The organism is Waltera sp. (assembly GCF_046969025.1).
Classification (GTDB): Bacteria; Bacillota; Clostridia; order Lachnospirales; family Lachnospiraceae; genus Acetatifactor; species Acetatifactor acetigignens.
This window is the reverse complement of sequence record NZ_JBKVQF010000007.1, coordinates 19,298-35,916: the sequence shown is the minus strand read 5'-3', so window position 1 is coordinate 35,916 and position 16,619 is coordinate 19,298. Positions and strand designations below refer to the sequence as shown.

General features: G+C 44.0%; 14 protein-coding genes, 1 pseudogene and 1 other annotated feature. Of the genes and pseudogenes, 1 reads left to right on the top strand and 14 read right to left on the bottom strand.

Features of this window, described 5'->3' with window-relative positions:
* Positions 1–2: 2 nt before the first annotated feature.
* The 13 genes and pseudogenes from ACLTOH_RS05280 to ACLTOH_RS05220 form a co-directional block, all read right to left on the bottom strand.
* Positions 3–698, bottom strand: a complete 696-nt coding sequence (locus ACLTOH_RS05280; RefSeq protein WP_412200840.1) for a nucleoside recognition protein — start codon at positions 696–698, stop codon at positions 3–5.
* 245 nt (positions 699–943) lie between these two features.
* The gene (locus ACLTOH_RS05275; protein ID WP_337414156.1) at positions 944–1,198 is read right to left on the bottom strand and encodes a spore coat protein; all 255 of its coding nucleotides are present in this window, start codon (positions 1,196–1,198) and stop codon (positions 944–946) included.
* A gap of 12 nt (positions 1,199–1,210) precedes the next feature.
* Positions 1,211–1,396 (bottom strand): hypothetical protein, encoded by a 186-nt coding sequence (locus ACLTOH_RS05270; RefSeq protein WP_022312740.1) that lies wholly within the window; start codon positions 1,394–1,396, stop codon positions 1,211–1,213.
* A gap of 237 nt (positions 1,397–1,633) precedes the next feature.
* The gene (locus ACLTOH_RS05265) at positions 1,634–2,326 is read right to left on the bottom strand and encodes an LrgB family protein (RefSeq protein ID WP_022312741.1); all 693 of its coding nucleotides are present in this window, start codon (positions 2,324–2,326) and stop codon (positions 1,634–1,636) included.
* Positions 2,327–2,740: a CidA/LrgA family protein gene (locus ACLTOH_RS05260; protein ID WP_022312742.1), complete on the bottom strand. Its 414-nt coding sequence runs from the start codon at positions 2,738–2,740 to the stop codon at positions 2,327–2,329.
* Between the two features lie 216 nt (positions 2,741–2,956).
* On the bottom strand, positions 2,957–3,130 hold the full coding sequence (locus ACLTOH_RS05255) for a DUF6472 family protein (protein ID WP_022312743.1): 174 nt from the start codon (positions 3,128–3,130) through the stop codon (positions 2,957–2,959).
* A 100-nt stretch (positions 3,131–3,230) separates the two neighbouring features.
* Positions 3,231–4,076: a 16S rRNA (cytidine(1402)-2'-O)-methyltransferase gene (gene rsmI, locus ACLTOH_RS05250; RefSeq protein ID WP_337414152.1), complete on the bottom strand. Its 846-nt coding sequence runs from the start codon at positions 4,074–4,076 to the stop codon at positions 3,231–3,233.
* A 152-nt stretch (positions 4,077–4,228) separates the two neighbouring features.
* Positions 4,229–4,966: a tRNA1(Val) (adenine(37)-N6)-methyltransferase gene (locus ACLTOH_RS05245; protein WP_412223539.1), complete on the bottom strand. Its 738-nt coding sequence runs from the start codon at positions 4,964–4,966 to the stop codon at positions 4,229–4,231.
* Positions 4,967–5,414: 448 nt separating this feature from the next.
* Positions 5,415–6,320 (bottom strand): annotated as a pseudogene (locus ACLTOH_RS05240) (stage 0 sporulation family protein); the annotation flags it as partial.
* 232 nt (positions 6,321–6,552) lie between these two features.
* Complete coding sequence (locus ACLTOH_RS05235; protein WP_227064701.1) at positions 6,553–7,419, bottom strand: Abi family protein; 867 nt, start codon at positions 7,417–7,419, stop codon at positions 6,553–6,555.
* A gap of 126 nt (positions 7,420–7,545) precedes the next feature.
* Positions 7,546–9,606 (bottom strand): metallophosphoesterase, encoded by a 2,061-nt coding sequence (locus ACLTOH_RS05230; protein ID WP_412223538.1) that lies wholly within the window; start codon positions 9,604–9,606, stop codon positions 7,546–7,548.
* Between the two features lie 225 nt (positions 9,607–9,831).
* Positions 9,832–12,252: a phenylalanine--tRNA ligase subunit beta gene (gene pheT, locus ACLTOH_RS05225; RefSeq protein ID WP_022313025.1), complete on the bottom strand. Its 2,421-nt coding sequence runs from the start codon at positions 12,250–12,252 to the stop codon at positions 9,832–9,834.
* A 90-nt stretch (positions 12,253–12,342) separates the two neighbouring features.
* Positions 12,343–13,386 (bottom strand): phenylalanine--tRNA ligase subunit alpha, encoded by a 1,044-nt coding sequence (locus ACLTOH_RS05220; RefSeq protein WP_022152876.1) that lies wholly within the window; start codon positions 13,384–13,386, stop codon positions 12,343–12,345.
* A gap of 293 nt (positions 13,387–13,679) precedes the next feature.
* Between ACLTOH_RS05220 and ACLTOH_RS05215 the strand changes: the two genes are divergently transcribed.
* Positions 13,680–14,888: an IS110 family transposase gene (locus ACLTOH_RS05215; RefSeq protein WP_015568727.1), complete on the top strand. Its 1,209-nt coding sequence runs from the start codon at positions 13,680–13,682 to the stop codon at positions 14,886–14,888.
* Between the two features lie 199 nt (positions 14,889–15,087).
* Positions 15,088–15,359: a binding site (T-box leader), on the bottom strand.
* A gap of 207 nt (positions 15,360–15,566) precedes the next feature.
* On the opposite strand, the gene ACLTOH_RS05210 is transcribed toward ACLTOH_RS05215, so the two are convergent.
* Positions 15,567–16,619: a sialidase family protein gene (locus tag ACLTOH_RS05210; protein ID WP_337770649.1), complete on the bottom strand. Its 1,053-nt coding sequence runs from the start codon at positions 16,617–16,619 to the stop codon at positions 15,567–15,569.

Sequence of the window (16,619 nt, the reverse complement as noted above, 5' to 3'; positions counted from 1 at the left end):
CCTCACCTGTCCTTCCATTTACAGTAAATGATGGCAATGATCGTACTGAACAGTGTGGCCACCAGCGCCGGAGCAATGATCACCGCCGGATTGGCGCTGCCGTACTGGCTGCGATAGGCGATCATATTGACCGGGATCAGCTGTAAGGATGAAATATTCAGAATCAGGAAGGTGCACATTTCGTTGCTGGCTGCCGTGGCCTCTGCTCCATACCGCCGATCCTCCGATCCCCGTCGTCCCTTCTCCGTCCCCTGCCCTGTCACTGGTCGTAACTGCCTGTTCACAGGCTGCATCCTCTGCTGCTCTATCCGTCGCTGTTCTGCCCTCTGTTTCTCCAGCTCCGCCAGCTGCTCCATGGCCTTTAATCCAGCCGGCGTGCAGGCCCAGCCAAGCCCCAGGACATTGGCAATGAGATTCGTGGTTATGTATTCCCCTGCCGGGTGATCCTCCGGGAGCCTGGGGAACATGAATTTCAGAAAGGGGCGAATCCCTTTTGTCATTTTCGCGATCATTCCAGACTCCTGCGCGATCTCCATCAGTCCCATCCACAATGCCATGACCCCCGCCATGGTGATGCAGAGGCTCACGGCCTCTCTGGCACTGTCTAACGCGCCTCCCGTCAGTGCGCTCATCTGCCCGGTACAGACACCATAGATCACACCTAACAGGATCATTCCTGCCCAGATATAGTTAAGCATCTCATAAACCGCCTGCTATTCCTTCGTTTCACTATATGCGGGCAGCGGTATGTCCTATGCGGCACAGGTCACCTTTGCACGTTGCTCCCGACGGGATGTCACATGCAAAATGAGCCTTGCGGGCAGTGCTCCCTGCCAGATTCAACGCTTCTTATCAGGTGCACTAAAATAAACCTCCCGGGAATAAATTCTCCGGGAGGTTTACTCTAAACTACATTTATAAGTTATATTTATTACCTTCGGATCTACAGAGTTCCCTGTGCGAACAGGCTTCTCACATGTGCCACTTCTTCTGCGGTGGCTTTCTCCGCCGGCACATAATAAGACTTCTCTCTGGCGATCTGGTACAGTTCCTCCTGGGACTGCTCACAGGCCGTACGGAACTGCTTCAGTGTCTGTTTTAACTCCTTATTCTCCGACTGGGCGATCATTCCCGCATAACGGGTCAGCTCGCCGTTGATTCCGGCCAGAGTATCTGCTACCATTGTCTTTTCCTGCATTCTGCTGCCTCCTTACTGCAAAAACTTCATAAGCTGCTGTTTGTTCTCCATCGCGCTGCGAGCACCCTTTTCAAAAAACTGTTTTACCTTCGGGTCCTCCGCTTCCTTGGCGTACTCCTGCATTTTGCAGTGGGTCGTGTCAAAACCGCCGATCAGATGGCGCAGATTCTGCAGATCTAATTCTGAAATATCACTCATGCTGTTAACCTCCTTTTTCTTATTTGCGAGGTTAGTATGCGCAGGATATTTTTTTATATTCAATAAATATGATACCTAAGAATTGTTCCGTGCTATGCACTTCCACAATTCTCCCCACTATTCGCATATCGTGGGATTATCATCCCTCTTTTATGCTCATATTGGGGACGGGTCCCAAGGTCTTTCAACCAGCCATGAGCAAGCTCATGCGGCTTTAGACCTTTTACCCTGGTATCATTAAATAAAATTGGCAAATATAGATACCGAAATCACGGTCAAAATACCACAGACCACGATGGACAGACTGCTCATGGCGCCTTCGATCTCACCCAGTTCCATGGCTTTTGCAGTTCCCAGCGCATGAGCACTGGTACCGATGGCAAGACCTTTGGCAATAGGATCCTCGATCTTACACAGGCGGCAAATCGTATCTGCCAGAATATTACCTAAGATTCCGGTGACAATGATGACAACTACGGTAATGGTCACGATCCCACCCATTTTTTCAGAAATCCCCATACCGATAGCCGTGGTAATGGACTTCGGCAGAAGCGTTACATACTGCTCATGATTCAGACCGAACATCATGCTTAAAGCAAAAACGCTCACCATGGCAGTCAGCACGCCGGCGATGATTCCGCCGAAAATGGCCTTGGGATAAGTCTTTAACAGCTCCAGCTGACGATACAGAGGCACTGCCAGGCTGACCGTTGCCGGAGTCAGGAAAATACTGATATATTGCGCACCGTTTGCATAGGTCTCATAATCTATATGGAACAATAACAATACTGCCACGATCAGGATTACGGAGATCAGTAAGGGATTGGCAATGGCTTTTCCGGTCTTTTGCTTGATCCACAGACCGATCTCGTAGGTGACCAGTGTAATGGCAATGCCGAAAAATATGGACTGACTCAATATTTCATTCATTTATCTGTCCTCCTTATCATCTGCGGCAGCTTTGGTTCCGACCGTCTGCATGGCTGCGGCACCTTTGTTTTTCTGCCCCCGGATAATATGCTGGGATACCCGGCCTGTCACAATCATGATCAGTACCGTGGATACCACCGTGATCACGCAGATGGGAAGCAGCATCTCTTTTAAAGCATCCACACTTGCCATGATTCCCACGGTAGCGGGTACGAACATAATGGACATGGCATCCACGAGGAAATCCGCTGCGGTCTCCACCTTTTCCAGTGGGATCAGCTTCGTGATCAGCCCCACCAGCATGATCACCAGACCATAAACGCTGGCTGCGATGGGAAACGGGATCAGGATCTCCAGAAGCTCTGCCAAAAAGGAGATTCCCAGGATAATCGAAAATTGTTTCACATATTTCATGATATTGTCACCCTACCTGTTAACTTTAGTATTTCATTTCTTTGATGTCGGGGCTTTTGACCCTGGCATCATCATTATATTGCACACAAACAAAAGAAGTTGCGTACTATTTTTCAGTACGCAACTTCGTATTATACTACTCGGTTTTTACTTTCACAATCAGCATTCTCTACCATTTAAGTAGACTTTTTGACCTTGCTTTCGTGAATTTTTACCTTACATCTGGTGTCTTACCACCGCATATTCGTCATCCAGTCGAAAGTAGGGACATTCCTGCTGGGTTCCGGATAAAAAGCGGTACATTTCATCTTCATCCAGATTCACCATGCAGCAATAGCATTCATAGTCTTCGTCATATTCATAATTGACACAAGCGTCACAATTAGTCATTTTCCCTCTCTCCGCATATGCCTTTCATGGATGTATCCTACATTATCCTCATATGCTTTTGTCTGTTTTGCTTCGGTTTCATTATGGTATTTTCACTGTTTCATGAGTTGCCATGCAAGTACTGATAGATTTCCCGTTTTCCGACACCCCTGTCTTTTGCCACCTGCTTCATGGCGGATTTATTATCCATGCCCTGCTCTTCGTAATAAGCCATATGTTCTTCAATGCTCATGGATTCCCAGGATGCGATCTCTTCCTGTCGTTTCTCTTCCGGACTTTTCCCTTCCACTACCAGGACATATTCCCCGCGGGGCTCCTCTGTCTTGTAGTAATCCAACGCCTTTTCCAAAGTGGTGGGGAATACGGTCTCGAACTTCTTGGTCAGTTCACGGCACAACGTGATCCGCCGCTCCCCCAGTGCCGCATACAGTTCCTCCAGTGTCCGGATCAGATGATGAGGAGCTTCATAGAGGATCATGGTACGGCTCTCGGTCTTCAGTTCCTCCAGGATCATTTTCTTTTCCTTTTTATCTGCAGGCAGAAATCCTTCAAAGCAAAACCTTCTCGTACTGAGTCCCGACAAAGTCAGCGCCGTAATGCATGCTGCCGGACCCGGCAGAGAAGTGACGGGAACGCTCTGCTCCTGGCACATCCGCACCAGTACTTCACCGGGATCGGAGATCGCCGGGGTACCGGCATCAGTGACCAGTGCAATATTCTGTCCATTCAGCAGCTGTCCTACCAGCTGGTGCGCTTTTTCTACTTTATTGTACTCGTGGTAACTGGTCATAGGTGTGTGGATGTCGAAATGATTCAGCAGCTTGATACTGTTACGGGTATCCTCCGCCGCGATCACATCCACCGTCTGCAGGGTCTCCACCACCCGCGGTGTCATATCACCCAGATTGCCAATGGGCGTTGCACACAAATATAAAGTTCCGGGCATGAGCTCCGCCTCCTCTCCAAATCATAGTAGTCTATAACTATTCAAAGCCATGATATCATGTCACTATGTATGGCGAATGCTCGCATTCGTAAGAACATTTGACATAATTATACGGTGGATGGTGTGCTGAATAGTTACAATATCTTAACTATCTAATATCCATACATATCATATATTTCCGGCATATATACTCCCGGCGCCTGGTATACGATCAGCGGCTTCTCCACCGTCATGCGGGGTTTGCCGCCTCGCACCGCCTCGATGAGCACCATATTGGGCTCCTTGTCGATGTAGGGATATACCAGCTGCATCCGTTTCGGCTCCAGTTTGTATTTTACCAACATGGTCATGATCTCCGCCAGCCGAAAAGGGCGATGTACCATGTAAAAATGTCCGCCGGGCTTTAACAGTTTTGCTGTCCTGCTGACCACATCCTCCAGCGTGCAGAGCACTTCGTGTCTGGCGATTGCTTTTGGTTCCTCCGGGTTCGTCAATCCATGCTGTCCGATCATATACGGAGGATTGCAGGTAATACAGTCAAAGGAAGCAGCCGGGAAAATCTGGTCTGCTTCCTTGATGTCTCCTGTCACGATGTCAATGCGATCCTGCAGGTCATTCAGTGCCACGCTGCGTCTCGCCATATCTGCGCTCTCCTCCTGGATTTCCAGTCCGGTGAGATGAGAACAGTGGTATTTTGCCTCCATCAGAAGCGGGATGATCCCGGTGCCTGTGCCAAGGTCAAGCATCGTATCCTTTTCTCTGGCATGGGCAAATCCTGTCAGAAGCACCGCATCCATACCGAAACAAAATTTCTCCGGATTCTGTATGATCTGATAACCGTTCCGCTGAAGGTCATCGATCCGCTCTTTTTCCTTCAGTTCAACCTTCATTCGTATTCTCCGGTTTTCTTCCGTTACCATTATTACCGTTATTCCCGTCTCTTCTGCCGCCGTGTCTCGGTCTTCTGCGGGAAGAATTGTCCCGCTGGGATCTGCGCTCGCCTTCCTGACTGTTACCGCCTTCCTGTTGTATCTGACTGCCTGAACGGGACTGCTCATTGCCGTTCTCCCTTACCTGATCCGGACGGTTCTCGCGGCGTCTGTCACCACGATTATTGTCCCTGCGGTTCTCATTTCTGCTGCCATTGTCACCACCGCGGTTGTCATTGCGGTTCTGATGCTCGCCATTACGGTTATTTTCCCCGCGGTTATTATTTCTGCGGTTGTCGTCCCTGCGTCCGTCGCGTCTGCGGTTTTCTCCACGGTTGTCACCACGATTCTCTCCGTCAGTTCTCTGCTCTCTGCGGTCCTGACGCTGCTCCGCACGTTTTTCTGCGCGTTCTTCCGCTTCTTCCTTCTCCTCGATCTCCTCTAACTTCTCGAGTTCCTTCTGTTCTTCCTTGGACAGTTCCTGTCCGCTCTTTTTGCCGCGGCGTCTCTTGAATTGTAACGTGTCTGCCTCGTACTCCTTCAGTTCCTTCTCGTCACCGGCTTCTACCAGTACCTTGACCAGCTGACGCAGTACGTTGACGCTCTGTACTTCTCCATGCAGTCCGTCCGCCGTCTGGACATAGTCGCCCACACCGGGAAGCTTGCGGTTCAGTTCCTCGTAAGTGTCTTCCTCATTTTTCAGACAGCACATCAGTCTGCCGCAGACTCCGGAGATCTTCGTCGGATTCAGGGACAGATTCTGCTCCTTCGCCATCTTGATGGATACCGGTACGAAATCCGACAGATAGCTGTGGCAGCACAGAGGCCTTCCACAGATACCGATACCGCCGCGTATCTTGGTCTCATCCCTGACACCGATCTGGCGCAGCTCGATACGTGTTTTGAACACACTTGCCAGATCCTTTACCAGTTCGCGGAAGTCGATACGTCCATCCGCCGTAAAATAGAATAATACCTTATTGTTATCAAACGTATACTCCGCATCGATCAGCTTCATTTCCAGACCATGCTTTAATATCTTCTCTTTACAGATCTTGAAGGCTTCCTTCTCTTTTTCTTTGTTGGCAGCCTCCTGCTCGATATCTCTCTCTCCGGCGATCCGCATCACAGGCTTCAGGGGCTGGATCACCTTGTCATCCTCCACCTCATGCACTCCCGCAACGACCGTGCCGAACTCTATGCCTCTGGCGGTCTCCACGATCACGTGGTCGCCTCTCTTTATCTCAAGCTGCAACGGATCGAAGAAATATACCTTGCCCGCTGTACGAAATCTTACACCAATTACTTTTGTCATATCTATCTACCTCACTGATGCCGTTGGCATCTTCATTTAAAATAATATGTAACTATTCAGAGCCAAGGCAATTTTCATAAATTTGCGAGGAATGCCGAATAATTACGATAACGTTAAAAATAACAGTTGTCTGCGCAAAACGCGCCTGCAACTGCTATTTTAGCATATCTTTGGAGAAATGACTACTGTAATATTATCGCTATATTTTGTCGCTTTTATATGTGTATGACAATTATTTATATTTTAGCATTGCTTTCCATCTGTATGGAAAATCCAAGTGCTTATTTGATATATATTTTTTATAGTTATTCACAAGTTTTACAAGTGGTTTCCATACGTTTTCATTCCACTTCTGATGATTTGGATACATAAGTTTTAACATATAAAGTTGTGCAAACAGTCGCCTTGTTGGAATATATTTCTCTGATGACGGCATTTTGGGGATTGCCGGAAATATCCAGTAATACAGTCTTGAATAATGTGCACACTTATTTCTAAGATCATTGAGACATCGCATCCAACTGTCAAGTGTTTGGTAGTTAATACTATAAAGATTTGCCGCAATAGCTGCCTTATCATTATTTTTCATTCCCCTGTAAAAATATGATAATGTGCCAAACGAGAAAAATTCAATAATTACCCATATTGGAAAATGTCCGTTATATTTCTTCATATGATGCTGGACAACTGTTGTCCTTGCATTCTCTTTTATGCAAGAATTAATCCTTTTTGTGAAGGCAATATGGTCATGTTTATTATTATAATTACAAGCATCCATATATCCTTCCTCTCCATACTTATGTGCATGATAATATGCTAATTGTGAGCGAAAATAAACTTCTATTTCATCCACTACTCCGGCTATAAGATTTCGTAATTGCTCATCAAATTCATATATTGCCTGAAGTCTTTCAAATGTAATATTGGGAAATAATGAACCGTGTCCATTGATTTGAAATGGAAGAAAATATCCAGAAAAACGATAGTAGTTAACTTGCTTTAGAAATGTCTTTGCGCTTACATCATCTATAATAGCAATATTTTTGTTCTTTAGTATTGCTATCTGCTGATCATATGTCTTCGGTTTTTTAATAAGCACTCCTCCTCTTTAGAAAAAATGTGCCCCCATTTGACACTTCTATGAGAGGTGTGGGGGCTTCTGGTAATATTATTATATCCAAAATCATGGAAATTGCAACTGAAAAATTATAGTTTGACTCTTTTTTTAACGCGGATTATTATGATATTTCCATATATAGTCTGGGCACCACTTGGGTCTATGCTTTTGGTATAATGACAATGCAAGTTTCTGATATAATTCCTCACACTGATATTCTTTTGGAAGTTCATCAATGTGCTTTATTGTATAGTTTGCGTTTTTTTCTGCAATTTCAATAAAATATCGCCTTATATGCGCCTGTTCTTTCATTCTTGCCAAATATGGTGCATTTTTTATTATTGCTAATTCGCCACAACTTTTCACATATTTTTGCAGCAAGTCATACGTAAAGTACTTTGCAGGATAATATTTCAAAAAATCATCATCCAATTTATTCATAAGTTGTTCTCTTATTATCCTATCTTTAAACATGCTATCCGGTACCAGTGACATAAACAGTTCAATCTCCTCATCCTTTGCACGGCACAATGGAAACACCTTTCCGCCCCAGTTTTCATAGCTAATATACGGAAATAAATTTCTTTTATTTCTCCCAAGTATTATTTTCCGTAACATTTTTTCTGTTACATCTTCTCTCCGTAACAGTAATATATTTTTCCAGTTATCCTCTATTAGATTATACCCACTTATCTCATTACTTTTAAATTCAATTTTTGAGGCCACAAGTGTATTGTCCCATTCGCGAAGCAAATTTGCCGAGAACAATCGTTGTACCTGATTTACTCTTCTAGAAACAGCATATAAGCTTTCTTTTCTGTCTATAAAAATCATTTTGTCAATATATTCTGACAAGTTTTGCTGCGGTTGACATATCAATGCATTCTCTTTCTGTAACACTCCTAATATCTTTTTCTGTTCCTCAATTTGCTCGGCTGTGGTTATTTGTTCACTAAGTCTTTCCTTATTAATCGATTCTAATAGTTTGTCAAATGATGCAAACTGTTTTGCAACTCCAAATACAGGAGAATAGTAGTAGGTTAACTTACCATCATATGGATTTACCATGATATGATTATAATAATCCATGCCATTTATCGTACTGACCTGCTTAACCATTCCTCCTACACACATTTTGACTCCTTTTTGTGTCTTTACAAAAAAACCATAGTATCCGTCATGTTTTATCAGGTATAAGCCGGCATCTTTTTGCTTTAAAATATTGTTTATGAGCTTAGGCTCATTCAATCTCTCTCCAATATATCTATAATAAAGCACATATTCCTCTATACTAATTTTGTGGCATCCATCCGTATATCTAATGAAAGGATCATACACGCACCCCAAACTACATAATTTCATTTGAATATTTCCCGTATATCCTATCTGATTATCCGCAAAAATTGTCCTATATTTATCACGAACATATCTGTTGTGATGATCATGCCCATAAAAATATATACATTGGGAATCTTCCTCTCCTTCTTTTAACCAATCATTTACAGGGCAATGGCTGATTACAATCAACGGCAAGTGCATTTTTTTTGCTTTTAAAAGATATTTTTTGTATATTGAATAAAATATTTCTGACTCTTTAATCTCTTCATCCCTGTTGTTTATTAAATCCTTCGAATAGCACAAGTTCGTAGTGTTATACATTTCATTATATTTGGAGAAACCAGTTCCTCCAAATATAAGACACTTCGGAACACTACGTTTATCTATATAATCATATTTCATAAAACCATCATTAATAAGAAGGTGAATCCCATGCTTTGCAGAAAGTTTCATATACTGTTCATAGCACTCTCGCCTTGTAGAATAAGCAGACAATTCGTGATTTCCCAACACATATAACACTTTTTCCATAGATGGAATCTCTTTATTAAGACACGAGAAAAAAATATCAACTATCGCTATGTCATCAGCTATATCTCCATCAATAATAATGTAGTCAAAATATCCCCTTTTTGCTCTGTCCTTGTTTTCTCCAAAAATATCAATTACCAATTTTCGAATTGCCGGAGGCAAAGATCTTTTCTTTATAGTTTCAAACCCTTCAATGTGAAATTCTAGATGAATATCCGAAATGTAAAAAATATTCAAACTATCCCAAATATTTTTTACAGGAAATTGTATTTCATTCTGCCACAGCGAAACATCATTCATTCACCAGTTCCTCCGTTTGTACTATAGCGCTACTATTCTTCCTTCTTGTAAGAAATTAACTTAATTGTAGCGTCGTGAAATACCAGAATCAATAGGAAATCTTTCGTAGATATATAGTTAGAAACTAATACTGCCTGACATGCTTTTTCCAGTAGAAAAATTTGTATACAAAAATTACCAAAAAAGCGGCCTCCTTTTACAGTTAGCCGCTTTCTAATATTATCATTAGGATCTGAGTTCCACACCCAGCTTATTGTTCAGGTTCTTGAGAATCTTCTTCACGTAGCCGTCCACTGCCTCTGTGGTGAATTCTTCCTCCTTCGGGGCAAAGGTTACGGTGAAGGCCATGGACTTCTTCTCGGGTCCCACCTGTAATCCCTCATAGACATCGAAGAGTTCTACAGACTCTACGAAGCTGCTGGCTTCCGCGATGGCCTTCTCTACCTCGCCACAGGTAACGGACTTGCTCATTACCAGTGCCAGGTCTCTGGTCTCCTTGGCGAACCTGGAGATCGGTGCGAAGGTAGGAACCTTGCCGTATACGGGACGCAGGGCTTTCAGATCGATCTCTGCGATGTATGCGGATTCACGCATATCTTCTTCCTTCTGGATCTCGTAGGTCAGCTGACCCAGGTAGCCAATCTCTTCGCCGTTGTACAGAATCTTTGCAGTACGATAAGGATGCAGGAAGGTCTTCTTGTCCTCTACATATTCGAAATCAATGAACAGTGTCTCTGCTACCGTGTCTACCAGACCTTTCAGGGTGAAGAAATTCTCTTCCTTACCCCAGATACCGATGCAGATGGTCTCTCTCTCATCGGGATACTCGGTCAAAGGCAGATCCTTAGGGATGAATTTATTGCCGATCTCATATACTCTGCCTTCCAGACAGCCGTTCTTCTGATTACGGGCGATGGCATGAATCATCTGAGGTGCCAAAGTGGTACGCATCAGGGATAGATCCTCGTTGATCGGGTTGATCAGGCGGATTGCCTTTCTCTCCGGTGCATCCTCAGGCAGGCCTAACAGATTCAGATCGGAAGGAGAGAAGAAGGAATAATGTACACCCTCAAATGCGCCCTGTGCACATAATGCTCTCTTGATCTTAAGCTCGGTCTTCTGTTTGGTATTCATGCCGCCGCTGGTTACAGCTGCTGCCGCGAGAAAGGTCGGTGTTACGTGGTCGTAACCGTACATACGGATCACTTCCTCTGCAATATCGGGATAGGATTCCATATCTTCACGATATGCGGGTACCTGAATGGTCAGTTCGTCACCGTTAATTACGGGCTGGAAGTTCAGGGATTTTAAGATTCTCTCAATATCAGCGGTAGGTACTTCAATACCCAGTACACCATTTACTTTCTTGATGCTTGCCTTCATCTCGGCAGGCTCGATGGAGTTGCCGGTGCTGACTTCTACGTGAGTAGAGGATACTTTACCGCAGCCCAGCTCCTCGATCAAATGCAGTGCTCTCTTGCTGGCCATAACGGTAGCATACTCATCCACACCCTTGGCATATCTCTGGGAGGAATCGGAAGACTGTCCCAGTGCTCTGGAGCTCTTGCGGATATTGTCTCTTGCAAATTTTGCGGACTCGAAGATGACAGCCTCTGTGGTGTCGCGTATCTCGGAGTTCAAACCACCCATGATACCGGCTAAAGCTACAGGCTTTACGCCATCGCAGATAACGAGGTTATTTTCGTTTAATTCAAACTCTTTTTCATCCAGAGTCATGATCTTTTCCTTGTCATGGGCACGTCTTACATGAATGGCATTGCCTTCAATGTAAGAAGAATCAAATGCGTGCATAGGCTGACCCAGCTCTTTTAAGATGTAGTTCGTGATATCTACAACATTGGAGATAGATCCGATGCCTACCAGTGCCAGACGTCTCTTCATCCATGCGGGGGATTCGCCGATTTTCACATCAGTTACATAGTGTGCGATATATCTGGGGCACAGATCCGGAGCATCCACGGTTACGGTAAATCCGTCCTTGGTAATGCCGCTCTCAGTATAATCCAGTGCCGGAGTCTTCACAGGCTTATTCAGGATAGCCGCTACTTCTCTGGCAATACCGAAGATGCTCTCGCAGTCCGGTCTGTTGGCGGTAATGGCAATGTCGAAGATCCAGTCATCCAACTGTAACAGGGGCTTTACGTCCGCACCGACCTCAGCATCCTCCGGCAGTACCAGCAATCCGTTGTAGCCAGCGCCGGGATACAGATCCTCGTTCAGTCCCAGCTCGGTACCGGAACACAGCATACCGCAGGACTCATAGCCACGAAGCTTGCCTTTTTTGATCTTCATGGTACCTTCGATGGTCACATGATCTTTTGCGGTAGCATATACCTGGGCACCTTCCAGTGCTACAGGGTATTTGCCGCCTGCGTGTACGTTATCTGCACCACAGCAGATCTGCAGGGGCTCTGCGCCTCCTACGTTTACCTTACATACATGTAAGTGGGTCTCAGGGATCGGCTCACACTCTTCTACCAGACCTACGACCACACCACTGATATCCTTGCCTACTTCATAGGATTCCTCTACCTCAAATCCGCAGGAAAATAACTTTTCCTCCAGTTCCTTGGCTTCTACATCAATATCTACATATTCTTTTAACCAACTAAGTGGTACTAACATATCTTTTACCTCCTTCGGCGTCGTCTTTTACGACGTCCTCTCGTACTATTCCTTGCATTGCTACTGTTCTAAAATCATATTTCCGTGATCTTAGTCATCATTGATCTGATCCAGTACTCTCATATCAGATTGATATAACAGTTTGATATTGTTAATACCGTACTTTAACATTGCCAGACGCTCAATACCGATACCGAATGCCAGTCCACTGTACTCCTCGGAATCAATGCCACAGTTCTCCAGTACCTTCTTATTCACGATACCGGCACCCAGTACTTCGATCCAGCCGGTACCCTTGCACAGACGACAGCCACAGCCTCCGCAGGCGAAGCAGCTGACATCCACCTCTACGGAAGGCTCGGTGAACGGGAAGTAAGAAGGACGCAGTCTTGTGGTGGTACCTTCACCGAAAATCTTCTGTACCAGTACTTCCAGCATACCCTTCAGGTCGCACAGAGTGATGGTCTTGTCTACTACGAGACCTTCCATCTGGGTAAACATGGGAGAATGGGTCGCATCATCATCGGAACGGAATACTTTACCGGGGCTCAGGATCTTAATGGGAGGCTTCTGGCTCTCCATAACGTGTACCTGACCTGCAGAGGTCTGGGTTCTAAGCAGAAATTCCGGAGACAGGTAGAAGGTATCCTGCATGTCTCTTGCGGGGTGATCCTGCGGGGTATTCAGTGCGGTGAAGTTGTAATAATCGGTCTCGATCTCAGTACCTTCATATACGCTGAAGCCCATGGATGCGAAAATGTCGATTAACTGGTTACGCACCTGAGTTACAGGATGCAGATTACCGGTCTTACGGCTCTTTGCCGGCATGGAGATATCGATCTTCTCACTCTCGTAGCGTAGCTCCATCTCTTTTTCTTTTAACTTCGTATTCAGCTCGTCAAAATGCTCGCTGGCCCAGTTCTTCAGTTCATTGACTTTCTTACCGAAGTCAGCCTTCTCTTCCTTGGGCACGGAACCCATCTGCTTCATCAGACCGCCGATAATACCGTTCTTGTCGAGAATGGTTTTTTTGTACTCGTAGACACCCTTGGTATTCTCGATCTTTTCCAGTTGTTCCCGGATGTCGGCTTTGATCTGTTCGACTTTTTCATTCAATTCGTTTAAATCTGCCATCTTACTCCTCATTTCTACTACAATATATTTATGGTTAATATCCCTTACAGCCAGTAAGGAATTATCCATCTTGTTGCTTAAGCTGTTAGAATGTAGGTAGCAATTGGATATCTTCTCCTTTCTTGGACTTCGCGTCCGTAACACAGACTGATAACCAGCTCCTCATTCGCAGCGTTCGTTTTATGCAGGTTGAATCACCTCAGGTGCATTCGTGTCACACCACAGTAGATTGAATAGGCAATGAGTAAAACTGGTACTTATCCATTGCAATAATCTTAAGGAGTGACAAATTTATGAACGCAGTAGGTATCGATGTTTCAAAAGGTAAAAGTATGGTTGCTATTATGCGGCCTTTTGGCGAAATTGTTTCCACACCCTTTGAAATTAAACACACATCCAGTGACATCAATTCGCTTGTAAAACTTATCAAGTCTATCGAAGGTGAGTCCCGAATTGTAATGGAGCATACCGGACGCTATTACGAAGTCCTTGCCCATCAACTTTCCGAAGCAAATCTTTTCGTTAGTGCCATTAACCCAAAGCTTATCAAGGATTTTGATAACGATTCCCTTCGTAAAGTCAAAACAGATAAAGCTGACTCTGTTAAAATTGCCCGATATGCACTTGACAAGTGGCAAAATCTGAAACAGTATAGCGTTATGGATGAATTACGCAATCAACTCAAAACCATGAACCGTCAGTTTGGCTTTTACATGAAGCACAAGACGGCTATGAAGAATAACCTTATCGGCATCCTTGACCAAACCTATCCTGGTGTTAATACTTATTTTGACAGTCCTGCACGTAGTGACGGCAGCCAGAAATGGGTCGATTTTGCATCTACATACTGGCATGTAGACTGTGTCCGTAAAATGTCCATAAACGCTTTTATTGATCACTATGAAAACTGGTGCAAACGCAAGAAGTACAACTTCAGCAAGTCAAAAGCTGAAGAAATCTATGGAAAAGCAAAGGAGCTTGTTCCTGTACTTCCTAAGGATGACATTACAAAGCTTATTATCAAGCAGGCAGTTGACCAACTTAACAGTGCTTCTATTACTGTTGAGTCGCTACGCACTCTCATGAACGAAACTGCATCCAAGCTTCCGGAGTATCCCGTTGTTATGGCAATGAAAGGGGTTGGAACGTCACTCGGTCCTCAACTGATGGCTGAGATTGGTGATGTTTCCCGTTTCACTCACAAGGGTGCCATTACTGCTTTTGCCGGTGTAGACCCTGGTGTTAACGAATCCGGCTCTTATGAACAGAAAAGTGTTCCAACTTCAAAACGAGGTTCTTCTGACCTCAGGAAAACACTATTTCAGGTAATGGATGTCTTAATCAAAACACATCCACAAGATGATCCTGTGTATCAGTTCTTAGACAAAAAACGGGCTCAAAAGAAACCGTATTATGTCTATATGACTGCCGGTGCTAACAAGTTTCTACGCATCTACTATGGACGAGTGAAAGAATATCTTGCATCTCTTCCAGAATCTTAATTATCTACTATACCTTTCAGACCAGCACTGGTGTGGTGGTCTTGTTTTGATGTCTAATTTTCAACCTGTATAAAATTTTCAAAGTTCTTTCATTTTAGCCTTGACTTTTTATTTGCAGGCTGTGTGAATGATTCACACGTATTTTTACTTGTGCCTGGGGAAATTTATATACAAGAAAACCGCGCATACAACTTCACCCCATTGGGACGAATTTATATCCGCGGTACCACCCAAATTCCTTATGTGAAAAATGAAAATTATTTTTACATTCACGATAAGACTCTTAACTCACGTAACGAGTGAGGAAACGTCATACCCTACCAAATCCATGCTCTCTGCTCTCGAATTCTTCCGGTATGCGGCTCGCGTGGGAATTTCGATTCTGCTTGAACCTCAGGAAGCTTTTCAGCCGGTGGGCTTCCCTCTCTGTCAGGAAAATAGAACCTTACTGTGCACGTTCATTGCCTTTACTCTGATATGATAATACCGAAATAGCGGAAATGTCAAGGTTTTTAACTCTCAAATCTCAGTATAATACTTCATCTTTTTCATATCACTAACTCTACCTTATTAGATAATCGTTTGAAATAAATAAAAGAATACTTCTCCTAAAGTCTGGCAGAAGAACTCTTTAAGAGAAGTATTTCCTTTTAAATTACATTTTATAAAAGTTCAAGGCTAACCTTCTATTTCGTTAATAGGTATTTTTAACAAAAAATGTTCCTGAGAGTTCTCACAGGCAATATAAATCAAATTCTTTTGCGAATCCACAAATCCATGCGGATAAAAGAACGGTTCATCAACCTTTGTCAATGGGATTTTTTTATTCCATGTCCTTGTTCCATCACTACTTACCCACATTTCCAATGGTTTTCTTTTGTTCCAGTCGCAAAATTCCTGACACATGGTAGGATTATGTATTAATAATATGTTATTTCCTGATTTCAGCAAGGTAATTTTTGATGCTGGATTTGGAATATCTGTTTTTTCCGGTTTGCTCCATGTTTTCCCGTAATCATCACTAAAAGAACGATAAAGATATCCCGTGAATTCTGCCCTCATAAGCATAACCAGCTTACCGTTTTCATACTCCGCAATATTATTTTCCCAAAGCGGTGTCTGTGCCTTCAAGTATCCTTCTATGTGAAAGCTTTTGCCATTGTCTTCTGTTCGCAGCACGCCGCATCGAAATGGCCAATTTTCATCAATACCATCATTTGGTACGGAATGAAGTTTCCAATCCCATGCTCCACAGCATTCCTGCCAATATATCGGAAATACCCATGCTCCATTGCTAAGCACAATTCCTTGTCTGACACTTCCACTTATAATTCCATTCGGAAGAGACTGTGGCTCTGACCAGGTTTCTCCGTTATCTATGCTAAAAGAACGATATAAAATCAGCTCTCTATATCTTGACGGAGCATAATACGTCATCAAAAAGAGGCACACTGTATTGTCGTGGCAAAACAGTTCTGTTGCCCACACGGCACGTTCACTATGTTGAAAAATTATTTCCGGTGCACTCCATGTACAGCCATCATCTTTGCTTCGGCTGATAATTACCAGATTTTGATTCGCCGGTTCTGTCTTACCTCCACTTAAGCAGACACATACTAAATCACCGTTTGGCATGCGCCTCAAAAGAGGTTCTCTTGCATACTCAAAGTCTGGTTTTGCTCTCAATATTAAATTAGCCGTGTAATTAAAAGGGTCTCTATTATTTGTCAT